We start from the raw sequence: 22,324 nt of genomic DNA, 5'->3' as shown, positions 1-22,324 counted from the left end.
TGCGTTTTGCACCGGTCTTCGCCGCACTAGTGGTAATTGCCACCCCCGCGCTCGCCCAACAGGGCGAGTTGCAAACTATTGATCACGGCCGGATGGTCGGCATGAGCCATGACGAAGATGGTGGCAGGTAACCCTTAGGCGCAGTCCGAGATGGACATGCATCCGAGAATGATGGGCGCCAAACAGGCGACGCGGCTGAAATGTGAGCGCGCAAGATGATAGAGCGCCGTCGCAGGGTTATCGCCATGTCGTGCGTCGCTATTCGCGATGCCAAGAATGCCGATGTGCGGAAGATGGCACAGATGACGATCACGAAGTAGGAAAATGATATTGTGGATCTACAGGCTTGGCTTCGGAAACGCGGCAAGGGCCTGTATTAATGGGTGCCCGCCCCCGTTCTGCTAACCTTTCCTCTCAGGGCGAAGATTTCACCAGCTGAACTGACATTCGACCAAACGCGTTGCGAAATGGTGCCCCCAACCCAGTCGGACGGTCTAATGAAGCTGCCCCATTTCTACATTCAGCTAAAAGCGCCGATCCCCAAATGTGTTTCTATATGGACACTCTTGAGTGGTCTCCATCGTGTTTTTTTGAACCTATGTCGTTGCCGATGCTTGCCTTGATCACCACAGGCTAGTTTCCGTTCCACTTCAAATCGTGGCTGATGGATGTCAAAAAAACGGTGGTTTTGGACACTGTAAACCAGTGCCGCTCAAACCCGCAGAAATCCATGGTCAGTTTTAGCCAATCGAAGCCCTGTCAACTTAATCAGAGAAAATTCATATTAAGTTGACAACACCGCCCGTGATATCATATTGGCTAAACTGATAGCAGGAGTCTCGCCATCATGCCAGCTTTGACAATTCGCAACATACCCGAGGACATCCATCGGGGATTGAAGGCACTGGCTGCTAGCCACGGGCAGAGCACCGAGGCTGAAGTGCGCGCTATCCTCGCCGCCGCCGTCAAGCCGTCGAGCCGTGTGAAGATGGGGCAGGCCCTGTGGGAATTGGGCCGAGAGGTCGGACTGACGAATGATGACGTCGCGGCGATGGACGCGACGCGCGATAGCAGCCCTGCCGAGCCCATGAGCTTCGACTGATGATCGTTCTTGATACCAACGTGGTCTCGGAAGCGATGAAGGCGGACCCGAATGTTAGCGTCCGCCAATGGCTAGACGCACAGGCCGCCGATACCCTCTACCTCACCGCTGTCACGCAGGCCGAATTGCTTTTCGGCATCTCCCGGCTTCCATCCGGGCGCCGAAAGGAAAATCTCGCAGCTGTGCTGGCCGGGATCGAGGCGCTTTTCGAGGGGCGCATCCTTCCCTTCGACAGCCAGGCCGCGAGCCGCTATGCGGATCTCGCCACCGCCGCCCGCAACCACGGCCGCGGCTTCCCGACGCCCGATGGCTATATAGCCGCGATTGCTGACTCGCGCGGCTATATGGTGGCGACCCGGGATACTGCTCCTTTCGAGGCTGGCGGTGTCACCGTCATCAATCCTTGGGAACCTGAAGCATGAAATTGGGGTACGCCCGCGTTAGCACTGGCGAGCAAAATCTTGCGCTCCAGATCGATGCGCTGCGCGCAGCCGGTGCGGAAAAGGTCTTCGAGGACAAAGGCGTCAGCGGATCGACGGTGCTGAAACCTTCATTCGCGGAGATGCTGCGGCATGCCCGTGCGGGTGACGAAGTTATCGTCTGGCGGCTCGACCGGTTGGGGCGGTCTTTAACGGGGTTGATCACCGAGTTAGAGGTCCTGGCCAAGCTAGATCTGAGTTTCCGGTCGATCACCGAAAAGATCGAGACAGTAACCCCCGCTGGGCGATTGTTCTTCCACATGGTGGGGGCCTTCGCGCAATTCGAGCGCGATGTGATCCGCGAGCGGACCAATGCCGGCCTCCAGGCGGCCCGTCGTGCTGGCAAGAAGCTTGGTCGACCGCCCTCGATCAGCGATGCGCAATGGAGCCAGGCCAAGACACTGCTCTCTGGCCCTGCCGATATGAGCGTGTCTGCCGTTGCCGATCTCTTGGGGGTAAGCCGCCAGGCCATCTACAAGCGCCTGCGGCGTGAGCAGCCGGATAATCCCGAGCTTCAGGCAGCCCCCTCCCCTCCCCGTCGGCGAGATAGCGAAGCAGCTGCTGGCGCGTGACGTCGGCATTGGCTGTCGAACGCGGTCCTTTTCCCGCTGGATGATAGCGTGACGATGGTTCTGGCTCACCACATGGTCATTGCTGTCTGACGCACCTGAATGTCTCACCTGCCTATGCGTGGTCGGGCTGCGCCCCAAGCAGATAACCGGCACCAAGTGCCTACGGTTTCCGCAAGCGGACCCTCCGTTTTTCAGCTTGCCCGCGTCAGGCGGCCATTCCTGAAATGTGCGTCAGCAAAGACACATGAAGGAATGAGCCATGAAGAACATCGCAGAATTTCGCATCATCGGTCGGGTCGGAAAGACCGAGATCCTGGACAAGGTCGCCTACATCAACATCGCCGCCAATTACGGCCGTAAGGTCAGTGGGCAGTGGGACGATGATACGCACTGGAACCGTGTGACCGTCTTCGGCAAGGCGATCGAGCGCGTTGCAAAGCTTGGCCGGGGTGACCTGATCCATGTGGCCGGCAGGGTTCGCCAGACAAGCTATGAACGGCAGGGCGCGACTACCTACGGCGTCGATCTAATCGCGGAAGCCTTCGCGGTCCTCGCCAAATTCGGGAGGCCCGCCGAAGATGACCAGCAGGACGATTGATAAAGCTTGGGGCGACGGGAACCCGTCGCCCCTCGACGATGCCGGCGGCATCGCGTGGACATGGTGCCCTAACTCAGGAAGGCCAGTGCTGGGCGAGCATCTCCTTGAAGGCCCGCTCCACGTCTTCCTTCGAGCCCCCTCCCCTGGTCAGCAGTTGAATGTTCAACCCCTTGCGGTCTTTCTTTTCAACACGGAGCAACGGCACGCCAGCCTCGGAATGATATAGCCCCGCGTCCAATCCTGTCTTCTTGGGGGCGGCCTTTTTTTCGGGATTCTTGCTAGCCTTGCTGGCCGCCGCAACCAACGCTCGCAGAACATCAAGGACTGCCGTGGGCACTCCTTCTTCTCCACGTTCGCGCAAATCCGAGATACGCCCCGCTTCAGCCAAAACCAAGCCTCGAGATTCTTCAGGCTTCAAGATCGGTTTAAGGACGCCGATGTGATTGATCTTCAGCTCAAGCGGATCGGCGAAAGCGGCGATGATTTCCTCAGGCAATCGAGCAAGATCAAGATAGCGACTAAGCCATGCCTCACTCTGGTTGAGACGGGCTGCCATCGCCTTCTGCTTCCCGTCATAATAGAGATCAAGGGCCTTGAGATAATCGCGCGCGCGCTCGACATCGCTCAAATCGACACGAGCACGATTTTCAAGGTCTGAGACGCGGAAGGCTTGTTCATCGGTCAGATTTCTGACCTCGACCAGATACCGAATGTCGGGATAATTATGACTGCGCAGCCACGTCACCGCCCAATGGCGGCGAGCACCGCAGATTACCTCATAATCAAAATCCGGATCGCCAGAGAGCCGTCGCACGATCGCAGGCACTTCCTGCTTCCCCTGCGCGGTGATGCTTTCGATCAGGTCATTGCAACGCTCTGGGGTGAGGGCGGTATAATCACGATTATGCCGATGCCAAATCCGGCAACGCGCCGGATCAACAAGCTCTTGCTGATTGTTTACGACAGAGCCCGCCGCAAGATCGGCGAGCCGATTATTGCGAGAATTGAGGATGCTGCTCCCAGCCCTACCAACCCGTTCTGACGATGGTTGCGGTTCGACGCTAGCGGCCAAGTCCGCCGCAAATTTCATGTTTTTAGAACTCATTGACCACTCCTCTCCTCAAAATTGCAGGCCTGCAATTTTTGAAATTTACGCATGCCCTTCCTTCCGAAGGCGCGCCAGATGGCTTGGCCATGTCTTGCGGATATCGACCTCAATCTCACCGCATACGCCATCAAGATAAGTCAGGCAGCGGTCGCGGACTGACTTGCTGGTCATCGGTCCTTGCAATTCATAAACCGACATCAGGCGTGCGGTCGCATTGTCGATTTCAGCTGAATCCTTCAACGGTGTACGGATCATCGCGTTACCGAAAATTTGCCTCATCAGATCCATCAATGCCTTCTGCATCGACTTGTTCTCATCAACTTTGGAGGCAACAAAGCGTAGAAAGGAGAGGGTAGGGGCCATCTCCCGGTCCCTAAGTCCATGCATCGTTTCGCTCAGCATGGTGAGAAAGGCCGCCGTCGATGAAAAGTCCATCACCGTTGGCGGAACCGGCACCACAAGAGCGTTAGCCGCACGCAAGACCGACAACGAGATGGCGCCAAGGGCAGGGGGCGGATCGAGGACCACGACGTCGTAGAGATCGGAGACGGACTGAATGCCTTGCGCAAGCCTATTCAAAAGCACGCCTTCGCCACGAGCCATTCGAGCCGCCAGCTCATACTCCGACTGGAACAACCTGAGGTTGGCCGGCACCAGATCCAGGCCGTCAAAATGCGTCTTCTTGATCGCATAATCCAGCGTATCGCGCTCGCCCTCACGGAGGAACGGATAAAGCGTCTCTTCCTCGGCGAGATCAAGATCGGGGACATAACCAAAAAGGGTGGTTGACGATGCCTGACTGTCGCAGTCAATCAGCAGGACACGATACCCCCGAATGGCAAGGTATTGCGCAAGATGGACAGAGAGAGTGCTCTTGCCAACGCCGCCTTTGAAATTCTGGACAGCTATGACCGACACGGGATCGTCCTTTGCCCGCCAGGGTCGAGTTCCGAACGTCCCTCTCATGTCGTTCAACTGAGCAAGCGTATAAGCCAGACGGCGATTGTTATCCCCTCTGGTCGGAGCAACCAATCGACCGTCAGCCTCAGCTTCACGAATTGCGCCCGTTGTCCGGCCTACCAATTCGGCAGCTTTTCCAATGGGGAATGTCGGTTCCCGTCGTTCGTCCGCCCTGGCAGCTCGTGCCGAGGTTCGAAGCCTTTCCAACACCGATGAGGCACGATCTGCCAAATCATCGATATCCAGGGTCTCTTCGATACGAACCTGATCCACAGCAGACGACATACCCGACCCCAGATAGTGAAAAATCGAGATCCATATCTCAAATTTTCACTTCTTGGTCAATCATAGTCTAAATTTTGACAATTGAGCCCCGGATAGTCAGTTTTCGAATGCTCGTAATTTTCCGGGCCGGTTAGGCAAATTCCGAGGCGAGGCTATCGACCTATCCTGACCTCTTGGGGGCAGAATCGCTACCGCTGGAAAGAAATTGCAGGCCTGCAATTTTTTATGAAGGGCGCCCCCGCCGCGAAAAGAAGGATTGGCAATAGCCCGTCCACGACCGTTCGAGCTTGATACCACGCAGCAGTCTTAGCCGTTCACCCATTTCGGATCGGAACGAATCCGCGATCTGGTCTACATCCCAACCGCCGCCATGCAAACGGCCGATCTCATAGAACTCGGGCCCGCCATAGCGGAGAGATCCCGAAGGGAAGCTCTCGAACTTGCCCCGCGGCTTTCTGTCGGGCGCAGCTAGGCTGGCAGACGCTTGCGCGAGCAACGCCTCGACCTTCTCATGGGGAACTGCATTTTCGTCTTCAACGATAGCCTCAACGCTATCATCCCGCCGCGCACGCCGTCCGGCCGAATGCTTAGCTAGCTCATCGACAGTCTGAAGCTGCGCTGGTGCATCCTTTGGCGCAAATCGGAAGACAATCTCCACCACCGCACGGCCTTGGCGGATTTCGTCCCATTCGACCGTGAAGTGGGCAAGCTGGTCGATTTCTGCTTTCGCGACAGTCAGCACCTTGCGGCGAAGCTGGGCAAAGTCCTTGTACTTCTCAGGCTCGATCCCAAGCGCCGCGCGCAGGCCGACCATATCAACCTTCCACACTGGTTGGCGACGGTGGAGGCGCAGCGCCCCTTCCTCATAAAGTTTGAGTGAGTAAGCAGACCGGAAGCCAAGAACCGCTTGCCGGTTCATGACGGCATAGGATTGGGATTCCTGGATCAGGCGCCGGGCATCAGGGGTGAACTCCCATTCGATCCAGCCTGTTTCTCTGCCTTGCTCCTCAACTTCCTCCCATGAGGCCTGAATGAGGCTGAAGCGCTTCGTAGCTCGGTTCCCCCGCCACGACTTATCGTCCTCGGCAAAGAGGGTGCGATGCAGCTCTTCGAGCGTATCAACGATCCGCTCATTCCCTTTATGGCCCCTGCGGATGTCAGCCTTGCGAAGCTTGTGCGTCACCTCTTGCCAAGCATCCGCCCCCGCTGTCAGGATCATGAGCGCCAGCAGTCGCGATGCGGCCAGGCTCAGTGACTGACCTTTGACGAACCGCACCTCAACAAGCTTGCCTGGCTTGACGAACTCATCACCACCCTTACGAGCCAGTGTGGCAGCGACCTTCATGGCGCGGGGTGTTACACCCGCGTCATCGCCTTCAGCCTGCGTCGTCGGTTTTGGATCTGCCATTTCTAACCTCTAAGACGGCCAAGGAATTGCCTATCCTGTCGCGCTACGTCAAGTCAGGTCAGGATAGATCATCCCGAGATGCCCCCAAGAGGTCAGGATAGGAAATGTCGATCACTGCCGCATGGTTCAAACATTCCGGCGAGTCGCGGCTTTCCGATCGACCAATCCCTGTTTTCGTGGCGAAGATCGCAAAAAGGGCGACTTTGGCTCTCACCACAGGTGCTTTATCGCCTTCCCCCAAGAAGACAGGATGACCCCCAGAGGTCAGGATGGAGCCCCCGATTCGGCAGGATAGAGCCCCCAGCAGGTCAGGCTACAGCCCCCAATCGGTCAGGAATACCTCTGTTTTACCGCAGACTTCCGCCAGTTTTTGACCCCTGAATCATAGAATCTCAGAATCAAGAAACCCGCCGCTCCCGCGCCGGGCGTTTATATTAAAATGATTCATGCAGATTATCCCTGCTCAACCAGCCTGTAAGGGACACCAGATCGTGCGGATCTGCGTCGGCGGCTGACGAGCTGGCCGACAAAATGTTGTGCCGCATCCTCATGGTCAAATGAGCGGCCACGCTGCTGACCCCGCGATGCGATCCGGCCCCAGCGGTACTCAACGATGATAGACCCGAAAAGGTCGCGCAAAACTTCGACCTCATAACGACGAGCCATATTCCTGTTCACGTCGATCGCCTCGAACGCGAGATAGCGGTAGCCACTAAGGGCAACGGGAGAATCCATGCCACAAGAGTCGAGCATGAGCATAGATAGCGCCAATGACTTTTCCGAATCAAAGTCCGCCCGCTGATTCACCGGTCCGATCTAAGCACGAACATAACGTGAATTTTCAAAAAGAAGGAGAGGGGCATGCAGGTTGCATTGCACAGACCCGCGACCATATCGCGCACTGACGAGGCTTTGCCAAGGAAGGGGACTGAACAGATGGAGTGCATGGAACCCAAGACGCTCATGATGCTGGCACTAGGCTGTGTGCGAGAAGATGGCCGGGTCAAAATTGCGCTCGACGGCGGGATAATCATTGTGGTGGACAGTATCAAACAAACCGAACCCTTCGTGGGCCATCCTTTCACCGACGACACGTTTTTTATAGCTTCGGAACACGGCACCGGGGCCAAAACGACATTCTGTGTCAGCAGTCTGCTGGCCGTCGAGCGGACTAACGGTAAGACCTTCGATTTCACGTAGGCCTTGCCCGAAAGGCAGATTAAACGACTGATCGAGGCGGGGAAGGGCATGGTCGATGAGCGACAATCAAGAGCAAACTGATTTTCTGGATTTCTTCCTCGATGATGGAAATTCGTTTGATTATGCCGTGCTGATTGATGCCCCATGGGGGGCGGGCAAAACGCATTTTCTCCGAAGCTACCTTACGACAAAATTCCCTGACGAACGAAAGGCAGGGGGGCCCGCCGATTATCTTTGGGTCAGCCTGTTTGGGAAGACCAGCGTCTCAGAAGTGCAAGATGCGCTCTATGCCGTAGCGCACCCTCGCCTCTCGTCGAAGGCGGCGACAATCGGCGGCAAGGCCGTGTCCCAAGTAATAAAAAAGTTTTTCGGGATCGAGACCGATAAACTTGGCGTAATCGAAGAGCTGCTACCGGACATCAAGGCGAAACTGGTGGTGTTTGATGCGGATTCCGAGGTCATCCCGGCCACCATTCCGATTTGATCCCGGTCGGGTTTCCGACCTGATCCCGGTCGGCATTCCGATTAATTCCCGGCCACCTGCCGGGGGATGAGAAGCCTGATCGTTGGGCCATCCTTGCGGCTGCATGCCGGGAGGAATGGATGCCGACGAGGAGGCCGAAGATGCGCGATGTGCGCGAAGTGTTGAGACTGCACCGGGAAGGCGGCGTTGCGCTGCGCGAGATTGCCCGGATGACGGGCGTTGCGCGCTCGACGGTTCGCGACATGGTGGTGCGCTTTGAGCGCTCGGACCTGGAATGGCCGGTGCCCGCCGAGATCAGCGACGCCGATCTGGAGGCGCGGCTTTACGGGCTTGCCGGTGTGAAGCCGTGTCGGCGCAAGCAGCCAGAACCCGACTGGTCGGTGGTAGCGCGTGAACTGAAGCGCAAGCACGTGACGCTCCAGGTGCTGTGGGAGGAGTACATCGCCGCGCACCCCGACGGCTATCGCTACAGCCGCTGGTGCGAGTTGTTCCGCAAATGGGAGGGCCGGCTGTCGCTGGTCATGCGTCAGAACCACGTCGGCGGCGAGAAGATGTTCGTCGATTATGCGGGCGACACGGTGCCGGTGGTGATCGACCGGCGCACTGGCGAAATCCGCCAGGCGCATCTGTTCGTGGCGGTGCTGGGCGGATCTAGCCTGTCGTTTGCCTGTGCGACCTGGACGGAGCAATTCGTCGACTGGGTCGAGGGGCACAACGCCGCCTTCGCCTTCTTCGGCGGCGTCGCGCAGTTGCTGGTGCCAGACAATGCCAAAGTGGCGGTGATCAAGGCGTGCCACTTCGACCCGATGCTCAACCGCAGCTATACCGACATGGCCCGCCATTACGGCACGGTGGTGCTGCCGGCGCGGCCGCGGCGGCCGAAGGACAAGGCCAAGGTCGAGGCCTGCGTCGGTATCGTCGAGCGCTGGGTGCTGGGCCGGCTGCGCAATCGCGTGTTCTACAGTCTGGCCGAGCTCAATGCCGGCATTGCCGAATGCCTGGCAGACCTCAACGAAACGCGGGTTTTGCGCCAGTTCGGCCGAACGCGCCGCCAGTTGTTCGAGGAAGTCGATGCGCCCAATCTGAAGCCGCTGCCGGCAGAGCCGTGGATCCATGCCCAGTGGAGGCGCTGCCGGGTCGGGCTCGATTATCATATCGCCATCGATCACCACCATTACTCGGTGCCGCATCGCTTTGCCCGTCGCGAGGTCGAGGCCCGCTTTACCGCCCGCACGGTTGAGATCTTTCTCGGTAGCGAGCGCATTGCGGTTCACATGCGTGGTTCGGGCAATGGCCGGCACACGACGGTTCCCGACCACATGCCGTCGAGCCATCGGCGCTATCTGGAATGGACACCGGCAAAGATCCGCGAAGAGGCAGGCCGGATCGGACCGATGCTGTCGCTGCTGGTCGAGCGCATCATCGCGGACCGACCGCATCCCGAGCAGGGCTACCGCTCGTGTCTTGGTATCATCGGCCTGGCCAAGCGCTTTGGCGCCGATCGGCTCGAGGCTGCCGCGATGCGCGCGCTCGAGATCCAGGCGCGTAACTATCCTTCTGTCAAATCGATCCTCGAAAAGGGGCTCGACAAGGTGCCCGTGTCCAAAGCCCCGGAACGCGAGCCGATCCTGCACGACAACATCCGGGGCTCCCAATACTACCACTGAAAGGCGCAACAATGCTCAAACACCCGACCCTTGACCAGTTGAACCAGCTCGGGTTGACCGGCATGGCCCATGCCTTCGCGGATCTCGATGGCAACGGCGATGCCGCCAGCCTGAGCCATGCCGAATGGCTGGCTCTGCTGCTCGACCACGAAGCGACCTGGCGTAATGATCGCCGCCTCGCGCTTCGCCTGCGTCATGCCAAGCTACGTCACCATGCCGTGCCCGAAGACGTGGATTACCGCGCCACGCGCGGGCTTGATCGGCGTGCGTTCGAAATGCTGATCAAGGGCAACTGGATCGCCGCCCACGAAAACTGCGCCATCATCGGGCCAGCAGGGGTTGGCAAAAGTTGGCTCGGTTGCGCAATCGGTCACCAGGCTTGCCGCGACAATCGCTCGGTTCTCTACACCCGTCTGCCGCGACTGATCGACGAGCTGTCGCTGGCCAAGGGCGATGGCCGCATCGCGGCGCGCATGAAAAGCCTGGCGCGCGTCGATCTGCTGATCCTCGACGACTGGGGCCTCGAACCCCTCGATGGCAATGCTCGCCATCACCTGCTCGAAATCCTCGAAGACCGATACGGCCGGCGATCGACATTGGTGACCAGCCAGCTACCAGTGGCGCGCTGGTTCGATCTGATCGGCGATCCCACTTACGCCGACGCCATCCTCGACCGCCTCGTCCACAACGCCCACCGCCTCGAACTATCCGGTGAATCCATGCGCCGCAGCGCCGTCAGCCAAGCCGCTTGACCCAAACAAAAAACGCATGCCATTACCCGCCCACGATCTTGCTTCACCCGACCGGGATCAAATCGGAACGGTGGCCGGGATCAGATCGGAATAGCCGGCCGGCATCGTCGGAATCCGCAGTTTGACGATCTTGAACGCACCAGCATCAAGCCGGCGGATGCGCTTGGGCTGATCAACAGCTTCGTCGAAAACAAGGCTTTCAAGGTCATTGTCATCGCTAACCAGCAGCCCTTTGCGGACGATGAGACCTATCGAACCCAACGTGAAAAGGTGATCGGGCGGACCCTAACGGTTATGTCAAACCCCGATGCTGTCTTGACAGCGCTCGAGGCAGACCTGGGGTCAACAACTGCCAGAGAAGCGGTCGAGGCGAACCGAGGCGATCTCCTGGCAGCATTCCGTGCCAGCGAATTGAATAACTATCGTAGCCTCAGAGCTGCGTTGGGGGATTTTGATCGACTGGTCGAACGGGCGGACCCGAAACTGACGGACAAGCCGCAAGCCCTGAAAGCATTGCTGCTCCTGATGGTCGCGATAGGTATGGAAATTCGCGCCGACCGACTCAGCCTTGATCAACTTGAAAAGCTGGGTTCACGCAGCAATCCCGCAGCGGGTGGCGCGCCAAATGAAACGGAAAAAAATCTGGCGAAGCGATATCCGATGATTGACTGGGGCGCCCCCCTGATCGCGCCGCGGCTTATCGGAAAGCTGACGGCATCGGGCACGTTATCGCTTTCTGAAATCAATGCGACCCTGGCCGAGCATCCGCTTATCGTTGGCTATCGCGCGGCGCCTCTGTGGCGATCGATGTATGATTGGATGTATATGAAGGCATCGGTCTATACCTCGCTGCGGGCGGAGACCATCAAAAGATTTGCTGAGCATGAAGTCACCAATCCGGGCGAGATACTTCACTTTGCGGGGGTTGCTCTTGGGATAGCAAAGTGCGGTGATATCATTTTCCCTGACATCGAAAAGACGTTCTGTGACTACATCAATGGCCTGGTGGAGAAGGGGACCTTGGAGCCAGAAATTTCGGTGTTCAACGGCATTGATGCCGAGAGCTGGGGACAATGCGGCTATCAGGAACAGGATGACGCAGCCTTCGAAGCCATAAAAAAGCATCTCAGGCGCGCCGTTGAGGGCATGCATCGTCAGGAGCTTCGGGGCAAAGCCAGTGCCGTACTCGAACATTTGAGGTCGGAAGGGACCTATATTGCTTTGACCGATGCTGATGAGCCCAACGGGGGCTACGGTGGAGCGGCAATTTTGCAATTTATCCCGGTCGAGGATTTTAGCGATCTCCTCATTGATGATGATCTGATCGACCGGAATCTCTTCGCTGCGCTGGAGGAGCGGTACAGCAAGGGCAGAGTTTACCCAGAACTTGCCGAAGAGGCAGGGTGGTTAGAAAGCCTCGAAGAGCGCTTATGGGAAAAGGCCAATGCTGCGCCTGCACCTTTCAAAGGTATCCTCACGGCTCGGCTGAATGCGAGGCTGCCGGCAATCAAGCAACTCATGGACGATCTTGTGAAACGAGTTTGGAAATAGCGACCGGTTTGACAATTAGACCTCGCTGGGAGGGCGATGGCCGAGGCTCGTAAAGGGAGAGGGGGGCTTTAAGACCTTTCCTCTCCCTTTAAATGAACTCGCTCATGTCAGTCCGATGACGACCTCATGACGTTGCCGCAGCAGCCAGGCGATCTGCGACAAACCTGCCGCCGTGCTGTCCAATGGCTGCGGCAATTGCTTTTGCATCGGACTTGTCCATAGCCGCGATCTTGATCCGTTCGAGCGCCGCAATCAGCACGGGACGGCCAGCATCGCGCGCGGCCAGCTCTGCAAGTCTGGCGCGTTCATCGAGTTGGGCCAGTTCTTCGCGCAAGGCATCGCGGCGCGCTTCGATGGTGGCGAGATCGTCGGATTTTTTGGAGGTGCGGGGCATCATTTCACTCCGTTTTGCGGTGGCTTTTCCTGCCCGCTCATCATGTCTGATGCTGTCTGTGATTTCCAGATTAGCTAATACTCTGTTGATCGCTTAGAAGTACCGAATCATCGTGCAATGGAATCAGCTCGCTTGCGCGGCGTCCGCCAAGAACGGATAGATATTCTCACTTTGACGCAGACTATCCGATACCAACCCCTCTTCCACGTCTTTGTCCAAAAGTTACAAGTTTGGGTGGGGTTGAGGAGGATAGAAGGCTCAAGGTCGAGGTATGGCAGGATATGCCAATTGGCACCAATGTATGACATTGTGCTTTTGGCGCCGCTGCACGGGGCTTGAGAGATGGTAGTCAGCCTGCGATTGAAGGATGAACTGGTCGCTGAGATCGACCGTATCGCGTCCGTGCAAGGCCAGAGCCGCAGCGCATGGATCACGAACGTCTTGGCGCGGGCAGTCGTCTTACCCGAGAATGACGCGCTGCCGCTGATCGAGCGAGGCGGCAGGGCTCATCCTGACGACCAAATCCGCGTGACGGTGCGGCTCCATCGGCAGGAGATCGAGGCGATCGATGCCGTTGGGGCGCCGTTAGGGCTGAGCCGAAACGAGTGGATCAAGCGGGCCTTGCGCTGGCAGCTATGGGATAAGGCCGGCATGCTCCGTCTCGCGCCCATCACGCAGGGAGAGATGGGCAAGCTGCGCAAGCAGGTGCTGGCCATCGGTCGCAACATCAACCAGGCCGTTCACGCTATGAACGCCGCCAACCAGCCCGGCAGTACGCTCGATATGGGGCGCATTGCCGAACCCTTCCTCGAAACCTGTGCCGATCTGAAGGGATTGTTGTTCGAGGTCCGGCGGTCGCTTTCGTCCTATGTAGGCGGAGAAGTCGGCTACTGGATCGACGCTTTCAAGGATCGGCGGTCATGAGTTTACGCCTGTCATCTGGCACGCTTGACACAATGGCCGGGGTGTTTGCACCGCCCAAAAAATACCGGCTTGGTTCCGGGGGAGGGAAGGGGACGCCGTCGAAAGCAGGCGGGACCATGCTGGGTATTGCCTTGGCCTCTGCGCTAGCAAGACCTCCTCTGTCTTCCTACGGCCATCGACCGAGCGTTCAGGCAAAGCATGCTTTCGGTGGTGGCAATCACGCGACGGTCAGTCGCCGCGCAATCGCCACGATGGACCGTACAGCGCGCCGCGTGCCAGAGGTGATGGTGCGCGCGACGGGGCGCCAGCATGGTGGTGGGCATGTGCTGGCCAACTTCACCTACATCAGCCGTCTGGGGCACGGTGACGACAAACAGGTGGCGCTCTATACGAGTGATGGCGACGTGCTGCACGATGGCCGTGACATGCAGATCCTCGCCCAAGACTGGCAGGAATGGGAGATGGGTTCGGATGCTCGGCGGAAAGGGGCGACCTCGATTTCGATGATCCTCTCCATGCCGGCAGGGACAGATCCGCATGGGCTTCGGGATGCAGCGCTGGATTTTGCCCGGGAGGAGTTTGCCAATCGTTCATGGGTTGCGGCGCTCCATCAGGATCGCAACCATCCCCATGTCCACCTGACGATTGCCCGGAGGGATCACGATGGACGGCGCTTTCACCCGACCCGCGATGACTTCTATCGTTACCGCCAGCGCTTCGCCGAAAAGTTGCGGGGGAGGGGCATCGAAGCCAATGCTACCGCCGCGCGGGCGAGGGGTGTAGATCCCAAGCATGAGCCAATCGCCGCGCGTAAGGTGCGCGAGAAGGGCCAGGTTCCACGCCTTGATGTCGGGCGCGAGGAGCGGGCTGCTCGGTTACGGGCAGCGGGTATTACCGACCCCGTGGACGCCGTTTTGCGCCAGCGTCAGGATGCGGTGCGTCACGCCTATGAGCGCTCGATTGCCGAGCTTGCTGGATCGCCAGACCCGCGCGACCGTGAGGTTGCTGTCAGCCTGAGACGGTTCACCGCGTCCCTCCCGACGCCCGAAGCAAACTCCGTGCGGGCCCCACGCGAGCAGGAGATTGAAAAGGGTGAAGTCCCTCATGAGGGGGGCGTCGCGATCATCGACAGACCTATGATCGACGTGGCAGATCCTGCATCGGCAGCGCTGGCGCGTGCAGCCCAGGCGCATGATGCGCTACGTATCAAAGCAGAAGAGCGTGAGCGGGCACGCGCTGACCGGCTCGCGCAGGGACAGCAGCATGGCCCTACTGGATCATCTCGTGAGGGGGCGGATACGCTGCGCAAGATGATGCATCTCGCGGATGACCACAGCGCCGATCGGGTGAAGGATACACGCATCGATGACAGCGCGCGCAGGGTTGAAGAGCAAGAGCGTGAGCGGCAGACCCGTGAGCGCGATCGGTCGCGGGATCGGGAAGGACCGGAGCGATGAGCGACGACAAGTCCACCGTCTTGCTGGCTGCTGTTCTCGATAGCCTCACACTGCTGCGGGGCCAGATCGACACCGTGCAAGACCGGCTTGACGGGATTGAGGACCGTCTCAACTCCATCGACAGTGGGCAGGCGGGTCTTACCGACATCGAGCCGGCGCTTGAGATCATTCTTGCCAAGCAGATCGAGAGCGAGAAATCAGTACGAGGTCAATTGGCGACGCTATCACGGCTGACTGCCTTCACACACGCAGCGGCAACCGGCGCCCCGACGCAACTGCCAGCGGATCTTCTGGCAGATCCGTCCCTAGAGCGCTTCCGGCGCGAGATGCCTGCCGAGCGACACTCACCCGATCGGTCGCTGGAACGGTGGCGCGACGTGTCGGCCAAGCTCAGCACGCTGGACCTTGCCGTGATCTTGACCCAGCAATTTCAGCCATCGCCGACTGAAACGGTGGACGACCTTGCCTTGCGTTATCGGATGGCAGCCGTGTCGCGTGAGGAGTTGCGGCGTCGTTATGTTGCCGTGCCGGAGTTCCCCGCTCGCCCGGTTGAGCGGGACAGGTCTTCAGAGGCCACCGCGAAGCGGGCTGCACAACTGGCGGCGATCTGGCGGGCGGGGCCATCGCCGCTTCTTTACGGGGAAGCCGAGCTGGCGGGCGCCGTCGATGTGTTCGAGCAGTTGGAGGAAGGTGAGGGGATCACGCGCGCGATGATCGAGAAAATGCACCAGAAGATGGGAGACCACATCGCGGAGGGTCAGCGCCTGACGCCGCGTTTGCGATCCGCCTTCGGGGATGATGACCCTACGGTTGAGCGGGACGGGCCGAAACGCTGAAGCAGCGACAAACCGGCCAGACAATGCTAAGGACAGAGCCATGAGCGAGAGTAAGCCCCTTTGGACCCAAGATCAGGCCATCGCCTTTGAGGCGGCGCTTGAGGCGATCAATGATGTGATCGCGGGGTACAGTGAGGACATCGAACACGCCCGGAACGCTTCTCCGCCGCTGGAGCAGCGGATTGCCTGGCTAAAAATGCGGATTATGCAGGCTCGCGATGTTGGCGATGCCCTGGCTACGACCGACGATGCCAGCGTGGCCGAAGTGCTGCGCGAATACAGCGCGATCGTGCGGGCGCGCGATGCTGCCGGATCGAACGCCAAGGCGGCCTGATCTGCGCCATGGCTACGACGCCTGACCCTGAGCGCTATAGCCTTGGCCCGGCTCGCCTGCGCGAGATCTACGAACAGGATGTGGCGCCGGTCATCTTCAGGGCCGCGCGACCGGTCGATCAACCCATTGCCATTCTGCTGGGTGGTCAGCCAGGTGCAGGCAAGACACCCATGCAATATCAGGCCGACAGGGAATTGTTCGACCATGGCGGGGTGGCCAAGATCATAGGCGACGACCTGCGCGCCTTCCTCCCGCACTATCGGCGGCTCCAGCGCGAGGATGATCAGACCGCGGCCTTCTACACAGATCGGGATTCCGGCCGACTGGTCGAGATGGCGCTCGATGACGCAGCAAAGCGGCGCGTCAACGTGCTGGTTGAGGGGACCATGCGCAGCCCGGATGTGGTGGCGGCCACGCTTCAGCGGTTTCGTGATGCAGGCTATCAGACGGAAGCGCGTGCCCTGGCGATAAGTCCGGAACTGTCCAGCCTGGGCATTATGCAGCGCTATATTGCGCAGAAGGAGAGCAGGGGCGTCGGGCGCATGACCACTCCCCAGGCCCATCAAGCGGCGCTGGATGGTATGCTGGACACACTTGACCGACTTCAGGACGGGCGGCTCGCTGATCGGTTGACGATCTATCGCCGGGGTGGCGAGATCATTCACAGCTTCGATTTGACTGGCCCGATGAGGGATGGGGAGCAGCGCGCCCGCGCCATTGTCCAAGATGAGCGCGATCGGCCATTGACGGCCGAGGGGCGTGCCTATGTCAGCGCGGAATATGATCGTTTGCTGCCAGCATTTGAGCGGCTTGGTATGGTCAGACAGGTGCCCGTGCAGCGGCCAGAGCAAGATGGTCCCCAGCGAATTGACCCGGAGCGTTAAAGCGCAGCCGGATCAGCATTCCCAAACCAAAGGTAGCCAAGCTGGTAGAGCGCGCCGATCCACCAATTGCTCCGGTGAATGGTAGCTACCATATAGCTACCATTCACCGCCAGCATCGGCGAATTGGTTGATGTTCAGGATGCCATTGAAAAGCGTGGCGACCTTGCTCTCCTCTGGCACCGCATTGGCTGCCGCCATAGCGACAGGATTGAGAGGCAAGGCTGTGCCGGCGACGGTGGGTGAGGATGGGGCCTCCGCTTCAGCCGCTGCGATCACGCGCAAGCTGTTGCGAGCAACACTCGGATCAGGTTTCACATGCGGGATGGGCGGTGTGGTGATCTGGGTGAGGGCGACCATCGCCTTGTCCTTGTAGAAGCGGACCTTCCGGCCGACCACCGGGGGGATGCCCGATCGCAGCACGATAAGATCATCCTCCGGGATCAATATGACCTCCTGCGGCAACAGCAGAGGGCGGCGCTGATCGGAATCTGATACCGAGCCACCGCTGCGCCCACCCATCGAGCGCGATCGCGCCCGGAAGGTGTAGGTGCCCAGGCGCTCGGAAATCTCCTTCGCCTCCGCGTTGGTCTTCGGCCTGAACACCAGCTCTACCCCGCAGTTGGCCGCGATTTCATCGGTGACCTCATTGCCATAGACCTCGCGCAGCTGCGCGCGGCTCTGGATGACGGGGAGGAGGCGGATGCCATAGCCAGCCACATAGCTGAAGCCGCTGGCGATGATGCTGGCCCGGCCGAGGCGGGCGAACTCATCGAGCAGGAGCAGGAGCTTGACCGGGTGGCGCCCGCCACCGGGCATCGAGCGGACGTTGAGGTCTATGAGCTGCTGAAAGAGCAAATTATAGATGGGAGCCACGCGCTCCAGATCGTCAGGGGTGACGCCCAGATAGAGCGAGATCCGCTTGTCCCGAAAATCCCGCAGATCGAAATCGCTCTGCGACGTGGCCGCATCCACGATGGGGTTGAGCCATAGGTTGATCTTGGCCGTCACGGATTTCGTGATGGAGGTGAAGGTGTTGTCTGAGGCTGAAAACCAGTCCCGCAGTGCCGACACACAACCCTCTGACAAGGGTTTGCCATCCTTCTCGCGCTGCCGGATGATCCGGGGAAAGCGCTTCTTGGCATCGCCCGCCGCGAGCTGGCGGTAGATCTCGCCGATGGTGAAGGGCAGCGCGTCATCGCCATCGTCCGCCGTGGCGGCGACATAGGCGGCCACGCCGAGAAAGGCGGTGCGTGCGCTTTCGGCCCAGAAGGGATCGCCCTTCATCGGAAGGGGGAACAGCATGGCCGCGATCTTCTGAAGCTCATTGATCACCACGACGGAATCGCGGCGGTCGATGTAGCTGAAGGGATTGTAGCGCGCCGTGCGGCCTGCGCTGTCGAGCGGGTTGAAGATCAGCACTTGTTGCTTGAGCTGGGTGGCCCGAAACCCCGCCGTTAGATCCCAGTTTTCCTGCTTCACATCGAGGACAACGACCGATCCCTCCCATTGCAGCAGGTTGGGGATGACGACGCTGACGCCCTTGCCCGCGCGCGTCGGCGCTTCAAGGATCATATGCTCGCTGCCCCCGAAGCGCATTGTCTTGCCGCCGGTCTTGCCGATGAAAATCCCTTCCTCGGCCAGCAGGTTGCCCTTGCGGGTCTCGCCAATGTTGGCCCAGCGCGCCTCGCCGTGCAGCTTCTGGCTCTTGAACATCGAGGCCACGATCAGGATCAGGCACAGTGCCATGGCGATGCCGGTGCCGGCGAAGAACGGTTTCCAGACGATCGGCAGCGACCGTACCGCCCAGAGGGCGCCCGGCACCCGGGCCCATGGCGTATGGGAAGACAGCAAATGGGCGCGCCACAGCACGGTGAGCGCGCCGACGGCCAGGCTCACAAGCAGGCCGATCACGGCAAGGAAGGCTAGGGCGGCCGGTTCGGACGCGCCGGGATTGCGAACCATCTTGCCAGCCATGGGCAGATCCTTTCGTTAGTCGCGGGGTTTGCCGGCCGGATCGAACCACACCTCCGTCATGCGGTAGCGGGCCGGTTTGCCCTCGCCGGGCGGGATGCGGTGCATCTGAACGACAACATCGACCAGCGAGCGCAGCAGGGCACGGATGTCATGGCGGTCGAGATCGTTGCCGCCCTCGGATTCCTTGACGAGGAGGGTGAGCTGTTCGAGCGCGCCCTCGGCGGTGTTGGCGTGGACCGTGGTGATCGAGCCGGGATGGCCGCTGTTGACGTTGCGCAGGTAGAAGAAGGCCGTGCCGTCGCGCAGCTCCTGGAGGAGGATGCGGTCAGGCCGCATGCGCAGCGCCGATTCCAGCAGCTCCTTGGCCCCGGCCTTCTGGAGGCCCTTGCCGTCTTTGGCATACATCATATGGACGTGGTTGCGCTGGGGCACGATCAGCTCGCGCGTATCCTCGATGGTCAACACGCGCTCATAATCGGGGATCAGCTTGATGAGCCCCTTGGAAAAGCTGGTCTTGCCCGAGCCGGTGGCGCCGGAGATCAGGATGTTTTTCCGGGCTTCGACGGCGAGGGTGAAGAAGGCCTTCCAGTCGCCTGCCTCGCGATGGGCCAGCAGCGCGGCATCGACCTCCTCGCCGATACCATGGGCACGGACTTCGCTGAACAGGCCTGCTCGCTCGAAATCATGGATGTCCATGGAGACGCCCGAGGCCTTGCGGATCGTGATCGATACAAAGCCCAATTCCACGGCAGGCGGGATCACGACCTGGGCGCGCTCGCCGCCCGGGAGGACCGAGGAGCAGATCGGATGCTCGGAGGTGATGTCCTGCTTGGTCAGGCCGGCGATCAGCTTGGCCAGCGTCATCAGGCTGGCATGATCGAGGGACGGGGCCTCATGCCACTCCCATCCCGCCCGCGTCTCCACCCCGATCCAGCCCGGCTCGTTGATGACCAGCTCTGTCACATCGCCGCGGGCGAGGAAGGGCTCCAGAGGCGCAGCATTGTGCGCGTAGATCGCCGAGGTGCCGAGGGTGGGCATGGATCAGCGCCTCAACTGCACATCATAGACCGACCGGAAATCGAAGTCCTTGGCGACAAAAATCGCGGCGGTGTCTCCCTGATTTTTCTTGAGGATCGGGCGGATGTTCATGGTGCTCTGAAGGACGGTCTGGCCCATGGTCGAGGGCACCTCGGCGGTGTAGGTGCCCTGGCCTGCCACGGCCCGGCCCGCGATGTTGGAGGCATCCTCCAGCACCGACATCAGCAGAGCGGCGCCAAAGCGCGCCCAGAACTGCGTGTCGATCCCGCCCGTGACGCCGGAGCGACCGAGGCTGTCGGCGGCGGGCGATCCCAGATCGATCGACACCCCGCGCGGCGTCAGGGCCCGGGTCCAGAGCACGAACATGCGCGCCTGGCCCTGTGTGATGCCGCCCGAATATTGGCCCAGCACCTTGGTGCCCTTGTCGAGCAGGACCACCCGGCCATTTTCCGAAAACACGTCATGGTTGATGACACAGGAGACAAAGCCGGCCTGCGTCGAGTTGATGGCGGTCTGGAGCGTGCAAGGGATGACCGTGCCGGCGCTCAGGAGAAAGCTGCGATCGGGGATCACGGTGGCGCGCACCGTCTGGATGGTGCTGTGCCCGAGCTGGTCGCTGAAATCGGTCGAGCCCTTGCCCGTTGGGGGTGTGGTAGCCCCTTCGCGCCCGCTGGGCGGCCCGAACCCGCTGGCCCCGAAATCCTGCGGTGCCACCATGGATTGACCCTGCGGCGAGGCGCCCGCCGCTGGCGTGCTGGCCGAGGGAGAAGCACCGAATGTCTGGCCGCTGGACCCAAAGGCCATGATCGGGGAGCGCCGGGCGGCATCGGCCATGGAGCGTTCCTGCGCGGCGCGTTGCTGGGCAGGTGACGGTTGACCGTTAGTTTGGGGTAACGGATTTCCGTTTACGTCGGTTGGCTGCTGGCCGGGCTTCGGCGCGATCGGGCGCCCAAAGATGTCAGTCTGCGGCGCATTGGGCTGGCCGAGCTGCCCGGCCAGCGCCGCACGCTGCGCGTTTGGCGCGGCCATCACATCGTCAACCGAGCGTTCGCTCGCCTTGGCCGGTTGCTCGGCTGCCTTGCTGCCGCCCGAATGGTGGAAGGCGCCATAGCCGATGGCGATTCCGCCCATCGTGCCGAGCAGCGCAACCCCGGCGCCGATGAGGGCGATGTTACCCCAGCCACCACTGCGCGCAACTGCGCTGTCAGCTTCTTGGGCCGGGATAGCATCGGCATGGCCGGCAGGGCCGATGGCGCCGCCGCGATCAAGGACGGGTTCGGTCATCTTGCGGTCCCTTCACTTTGCGTTCGACGACATTGGAGACGGTGCCGGTTCGGTCGCCGCGCTCATTGCGCGGGGCGCCTTCATTGTAGACGCACAGCACAGTGTTGCCGCGCCGGAGGCGGAGCTGGCGGTAGACGGCGTGGATGACGACGAAATCCTCGCGCACATCATAGGGCACGATGGTCTCGCTCCCGTCCACGTCCACCGCGAAGATCGACGGGATGTCGGCATGGCCGGGATAGCGCAGCACCGTGAACTCGCCATTGTCGGAGATCTCGGTGGGCTGGAGCGCGCTGTCGCCCTGCACCGTGTATTTCATGTTGCGGGTGCCTTCGATCACCGCGTGATCGAGCGCCGAGGCGACCACGGTGCTCTCGACCACCTTGGCCGCCTGAATGGTGGCGACCCTCGCCTGCGCTGCGGCCTGCGCGCGCTCCTGCTCTGGATAATGGAAGCGCACCCCGAACATCGTGGCCTCGGCGCCGAGTACAAGGCTGAAATGATAGGTGCGCGTGATGCCGCCCGCATTGGTGATGACGATGAGGTTGGTTCCTGCCGCTTTCTCACGGGGTTTCAGGAACACGATGTTGCCGACCGGGGCGATCTGCCAGGACACCGTGTCGCCCAAAGCTGCCTGCGTCACCGTCTCGCCGGGGCCAAACTCGATCTCGATGGCATGGCGGAAGTGGCCGACAATCGAGACAACCTGATCGGGGTCATAATCCACATTGCGCACCCGGGTGTCTTTCACGCCCGGGGCCGGGGTCTGCGCGGCGAAGGCGGTGTGGGGCAGCAGCGTGAAGGCGATGGCCCCAACGAGCGAAAGCGACACCAGTCTGTGCCAGATGGCGCCCAAGCCGCGCCAGAAACGGCTTTGGGCGCCCGCTGGCGTGACCACCAGCTTGGTGGCGGGTGGCGACAAGCGGTCGCCGAGCTTCTGGCGAAGGGCGGGGAGGAAGGGGATGACCTTCCGTTCGGCGGGCTGCTGCTCGGCTTCCGGCGCCGGCGGCGGCATATGGGGCTCCTCGCTCAT

24 protein-coding genes are annotated in these 22,324 nt (G+C 60.5%); 14 read left to right on the top strand and 10 right to left on the bottom strand.

Translation table 11 applies throughout. The annotated features are described in order from the left end of the window. The first annotated feature begins 847 nt into the window (after positions 1-847). From SR3_RS18435 to SR3_RS18420, 4 genes are all read left to right on the top strand, one after another. Positions 848-1,102, top strand: a complete 255-nt coding sequence (locus tag SR3_RS18435) for a FitA-like ribbon-helix-helix domain-containing protein (protein WP_068089581.1) — start codon at positions 848-850, stop codon at positions 1,100-1,102. Next, positions 1,102-1,524, top strand: coding sequence for a type II toxin-antitoxin system VapC family toxin (locus SR3_RS18430; protein WP_068089578.1), 423 nt, complete (start codon positions 1,102-1,104; stop codon positions 1,522-1,524). Before SR3_RS18435 ends, SR3_RS18430 begins: the two co-directional genes overlap by 1 nt. Then, positions 1,521-2,153: a recombinase family protein gene (locus tag SR3_RS18425; protein ID WP_068089575.1), complete on the top strand. Its 633-nt coding sequence runs from the start codon at positions 1,521-1,523 to the stop codon at positions 2,151-2,153. The genes SR3_RS18430 and SR3_RS18425 overlap by 4 nt, the downstream gene beginning before the upstream one ends. Positions 2,154-2,412: 259 nt before the next feature. After that, complete coding sequence (locus tag SR3_RS18420; RefSeq protein ID WP_068089572.1) at positions 2,413-2,751, top strand: single-stranded DNA-binding protein; 339 nt, start codon at positions 2,413-2,415, stop codon at positions 2,749-2,751. A 73-nt stretch (positions 2,752-2,824) separates the two neighbouring features. Here SR3_RS18420 and SR3_RS18415 read toward each other — a convergent pair whose 3' ends face one another. The 4 genes from SR3_RS18415 to SR3_RS18400 form a co-directional block, all read right to left on the bottom strand. Further along, positions 2,825-3,856, bottom strand: coding sequence for a ParB/RepB/Spo0J family partition protein (locus tag SR3_RS18415; protein ID WP_068089569.1), 1,032 nt, complete (start codon positions 3,854-3,856; stop codon positions 2,825-2,827). A 45-nt stretch (positions 3,857-3,901) separates the two neighbouring features. Next, on the bottom strand, positions 3,902-5,104 hold the full coding sequence (locus SR3_RS18410) for an AAA family ATPase (RefSeq protein WP_068089566.1): 1,203 nt from the start codon (positions 5,102-5,104) through the stop codon (positions 3,902-3,904). Positions 5,105-5,327: 223 nt separating this feature from the next. Next, positions 5,328-6,449 (bottom strand): replication initiation protein, encoded by a 1,122-nt coding sequence (locus tag SR3_RS18405; protein ID WP_068089563.1) that lies wholly within the window; start codon positions 6,447-6,449, stop codon positions 5,328-5,330. Positions 6,450-6,965: 516 nt separating this feature from the next. After that, complete coding sequence (locus SR3_RS18400) at positions 6,966-7,271, bottom strand: WGR domain-containing protein (protein WP_245653980.1); 306 nt, start codon at positions 7,269-7,271, stop codon at positions 6,966-6,968. Positions 7,272-7,373: 102 nt separating this feature from the next. Here SR3_RS18400 and SR3_RS18395 point away from each other — a divergent pair, with 102 nt between their 5' ends. From SR3_RS18395 to istB, 4 genes are all read left to right on the top strand, one after another. Next, the gene (locus SR3_RS18395; RefSeq protein ID WP_068089560.1) at positions 7,374-7,712 is read left to right on the top strand and encodes a hypothetical protein; all 339 of its coding nucleotides are present in this window, start codon (positions 7,374-7,376) and stop codon (positions 7,710-7,712) included. A 55-nt stretch (positions 7,713-7,767) separates the two neighbouring features. Further along, positions 7,768-8,196 (top strand): hypothetical protein, encoded by a 429-nt coding sequence (locus tag SR3_RS18390; protein ID WP_068089557.1) that lies wholly within the window; start codon positions 7,768-7,770, stop codon positions 8,194-8,196. Between the two features lie 140 nt (positions 8,197-8,336). Continuing rightward, on the top strand, positions 8,337-9,863 hold the full coding sequence (gene istA / locus SR3_RS18385; protein WP_084455697.1) for an IS21 family transposase: 1,527 nt from the start codon (positions 8,337-8,339) through the stop codon (positions 9,861-9,863). 11 nt (positions 9,864-9,874) lie between these two features. After that, positions 9,875-10,615: an IS21-like element helper ATPase IstB gene (gene istB / locus SR3_RS18380; protein WP_068089551.1), complete on the top strand. Its 741-nt coding sequence runs from the start codon at positions 9,875-9,877 to the stop codon at positions 10,613-10,615. Positions 10,616-10,672: 57 nt separating this feature from the next. Here the strand turns inward: istB and SR3_RS18375 are convergent, their stop codons facing one another. After that, a complete protein-coding gene (locus SR3_RS18375; protein ID WP_068089548.1) occupies positions 10,673-10,876 on the bottom strand; it encodes a hypothetical protein in 204 nt (67 codons plus the stop codon). 33 nt (positions 10,877-10,909) lie between these two features. Here SR3_RS18375 and SR3_RS18370 point away from each other — a divergent pair, with 33 nt between their 5' ends. Next, positions 10,910-12,166, top strand: a complete 1,257-nt coding sequence (locus SR3_RS18370; RefSeq protein ID WP_157098945.1) for a hypothetical protein — start codon at positions 10,910-10,912, stop codon at positions 12,164-12,166. Between the two features lie 124 nt (positions 12,167-12,290). Here SR3_RS18370 and SR3_RS18365 read toward each other — a convergent pair whose 3' ends face one another. Further along, positions 12,291-12,563: a hypothetical protein gene (locus SR3_RS18365; protein WP_245653979.1), complete on the bottom strand. Its 273-nt coding sequence runs from the start codon at positions 12,561-12,563 to the stop codon at positions 12,291-12,293. Positions 12,564-12,902: 339 nt separating this feature from the next. Between SR3_RS18365 and SR3_RS18360 the strand changes: the two genes are divergently transcribed. Genes SR3_RS18360 through SR3_RS18340 form a run of 5 tightly spaced genes read left to right on the top strand, consistent with a single transcriptional unit; the run spans position 12,903 to position 16,995 of the window. Continuing rightward, complete coding sequence (locus SR3_RS18360; protein ID WP_068089541.1) at positions 12,903-13,484, top strand: ribbon-helix-helix protein, CopG family; 582 nt, start codon at positions 12,903-12,905, stop codon at positions 13,482-13,484. Further along, the gene (locus SR3_RS18355; protein WP_157098944.1) at positions 13,481-14,941 is read left to right on the top strand and encodes a relaxase/mobilization nuclease domain-containing protein; all 1,461 of its coding nucleotides are present in this window, start codon (positions 13,481-13,483) and stop codon (positions 14,939-14,941) included. The genes SR3_RS18360 and SR3_RS18355 overlap by 4 nt, the downstream gene beginning before the upstream one ends. After that, a complete protein-coding gene (locus SR3_RS18350) occupies positions 14,938-15,777 on the top strand; it encodes a hypothetical protein (RefSeq protein ID WP_068089536.1) in 840 nt (279 codons plus the stop codon). The genes SR3_RS18355 and SR3_RS18350 overlap by 4 nt, the downstream gene beginning before the upstream one ends. 40 nt (positions 15,778-15,817) lie before the next feature. Beyond that, on the top strand, positions 15,818-16,111 hold the full coding sequence (locus SR3_RS18345; RefSeq protein WP_068089533.1) for a hypothetical protein: 294 nt from the start codon (positions 15,818-15,820) through the stop codon (positions 16,109-16,111). Positions 16,112-16,119: 8 nt separating this feature from the next. Further along, a complete protein-coding gene (locus SR3_RS18340; protein WP_068089529.1) occupies positions 16,120-16,995 on the top strand; it encodes a zeta toxin family protein in 876 nt (291 codons plus the stop codon). Between the two features lie 96 nt (positions 16,996-17,091). On the opposite strand, the gene SR3_RS18335 is transcribed toward SR3_RS18340, so the two are convergent. From SR3_RS18335 to SR3_RS18320, 4 genes are read right to left on the bottom strand one after another with little or no spacing between them, the layout of a single operon-like run. Then, the gene (locus SR3_RS18335) at positions 17,092-18,969 is read right to left on the bottom strand and encodes a type IV secretory system conjugative DNA transfer family protein (RefSeq protein WP_068089527.1); all 1,878 of its coding nucleotides are present in this window, start codon (positions 18,967-18,969) and stop codon (positions 17,092-17,094) included. Positions 18,970-18,984: 15 nt separating this feature from the next. Beyond that, positions 18,985-20,007 (bottom strand): P-type DNA transfer ATPase VirB11, encoded by a 1,023-nt coding sequence (gene virB11 / locus SR3_RS18330; RefSeq protein ID WP_068089524.1) that lies wholly within the window; start codon positions 20,005-20,007, stop codon positions 18,985-18,987. Between the two features lie 3 nt (positions 20,008-20,010). After that, positions 20,011-21,291, bottom strand: coding sequence for a type IV secretion system protein VirB10 (gene virB10, locus SR3_RS18325; RefSeq protein WP_068089521.1), 1,281 nt, complete (start codon positions 21,289-21,291; stop codon positions 20,011-20,013). Further along, positions 21,272-22,324: a TrbG/VirB9 family P-type conjugative transfer protein gene (locus SR3_RS18320; protein ID WP_068089518.1), complete on the bottom strand. Its 1,053-nt coding sequence runs from the start codon at positions 22,322-22,324 to the stop codon at positions 21,272-21,274. Before SR3_RS18320 ends, virB10 begins: the two co-directional genes overlap by 20 nt.

The sequence above is a fragment of the Novosphingobium rosa NBRC 15208 genome (assembly GCF_001598555.1).
In the GTDB taxonomy this organism is placed as follows: domain Bacteria; phylum Pseudomonadota; class Alphaproteobacteria; order Sphingomonadales; family Sphingomonadaceae; genus Novosphingobium; species Novosphingobium rosa.
This window is presented reverse-complemented; position numbering and strand designations above follow the sequence as displayed.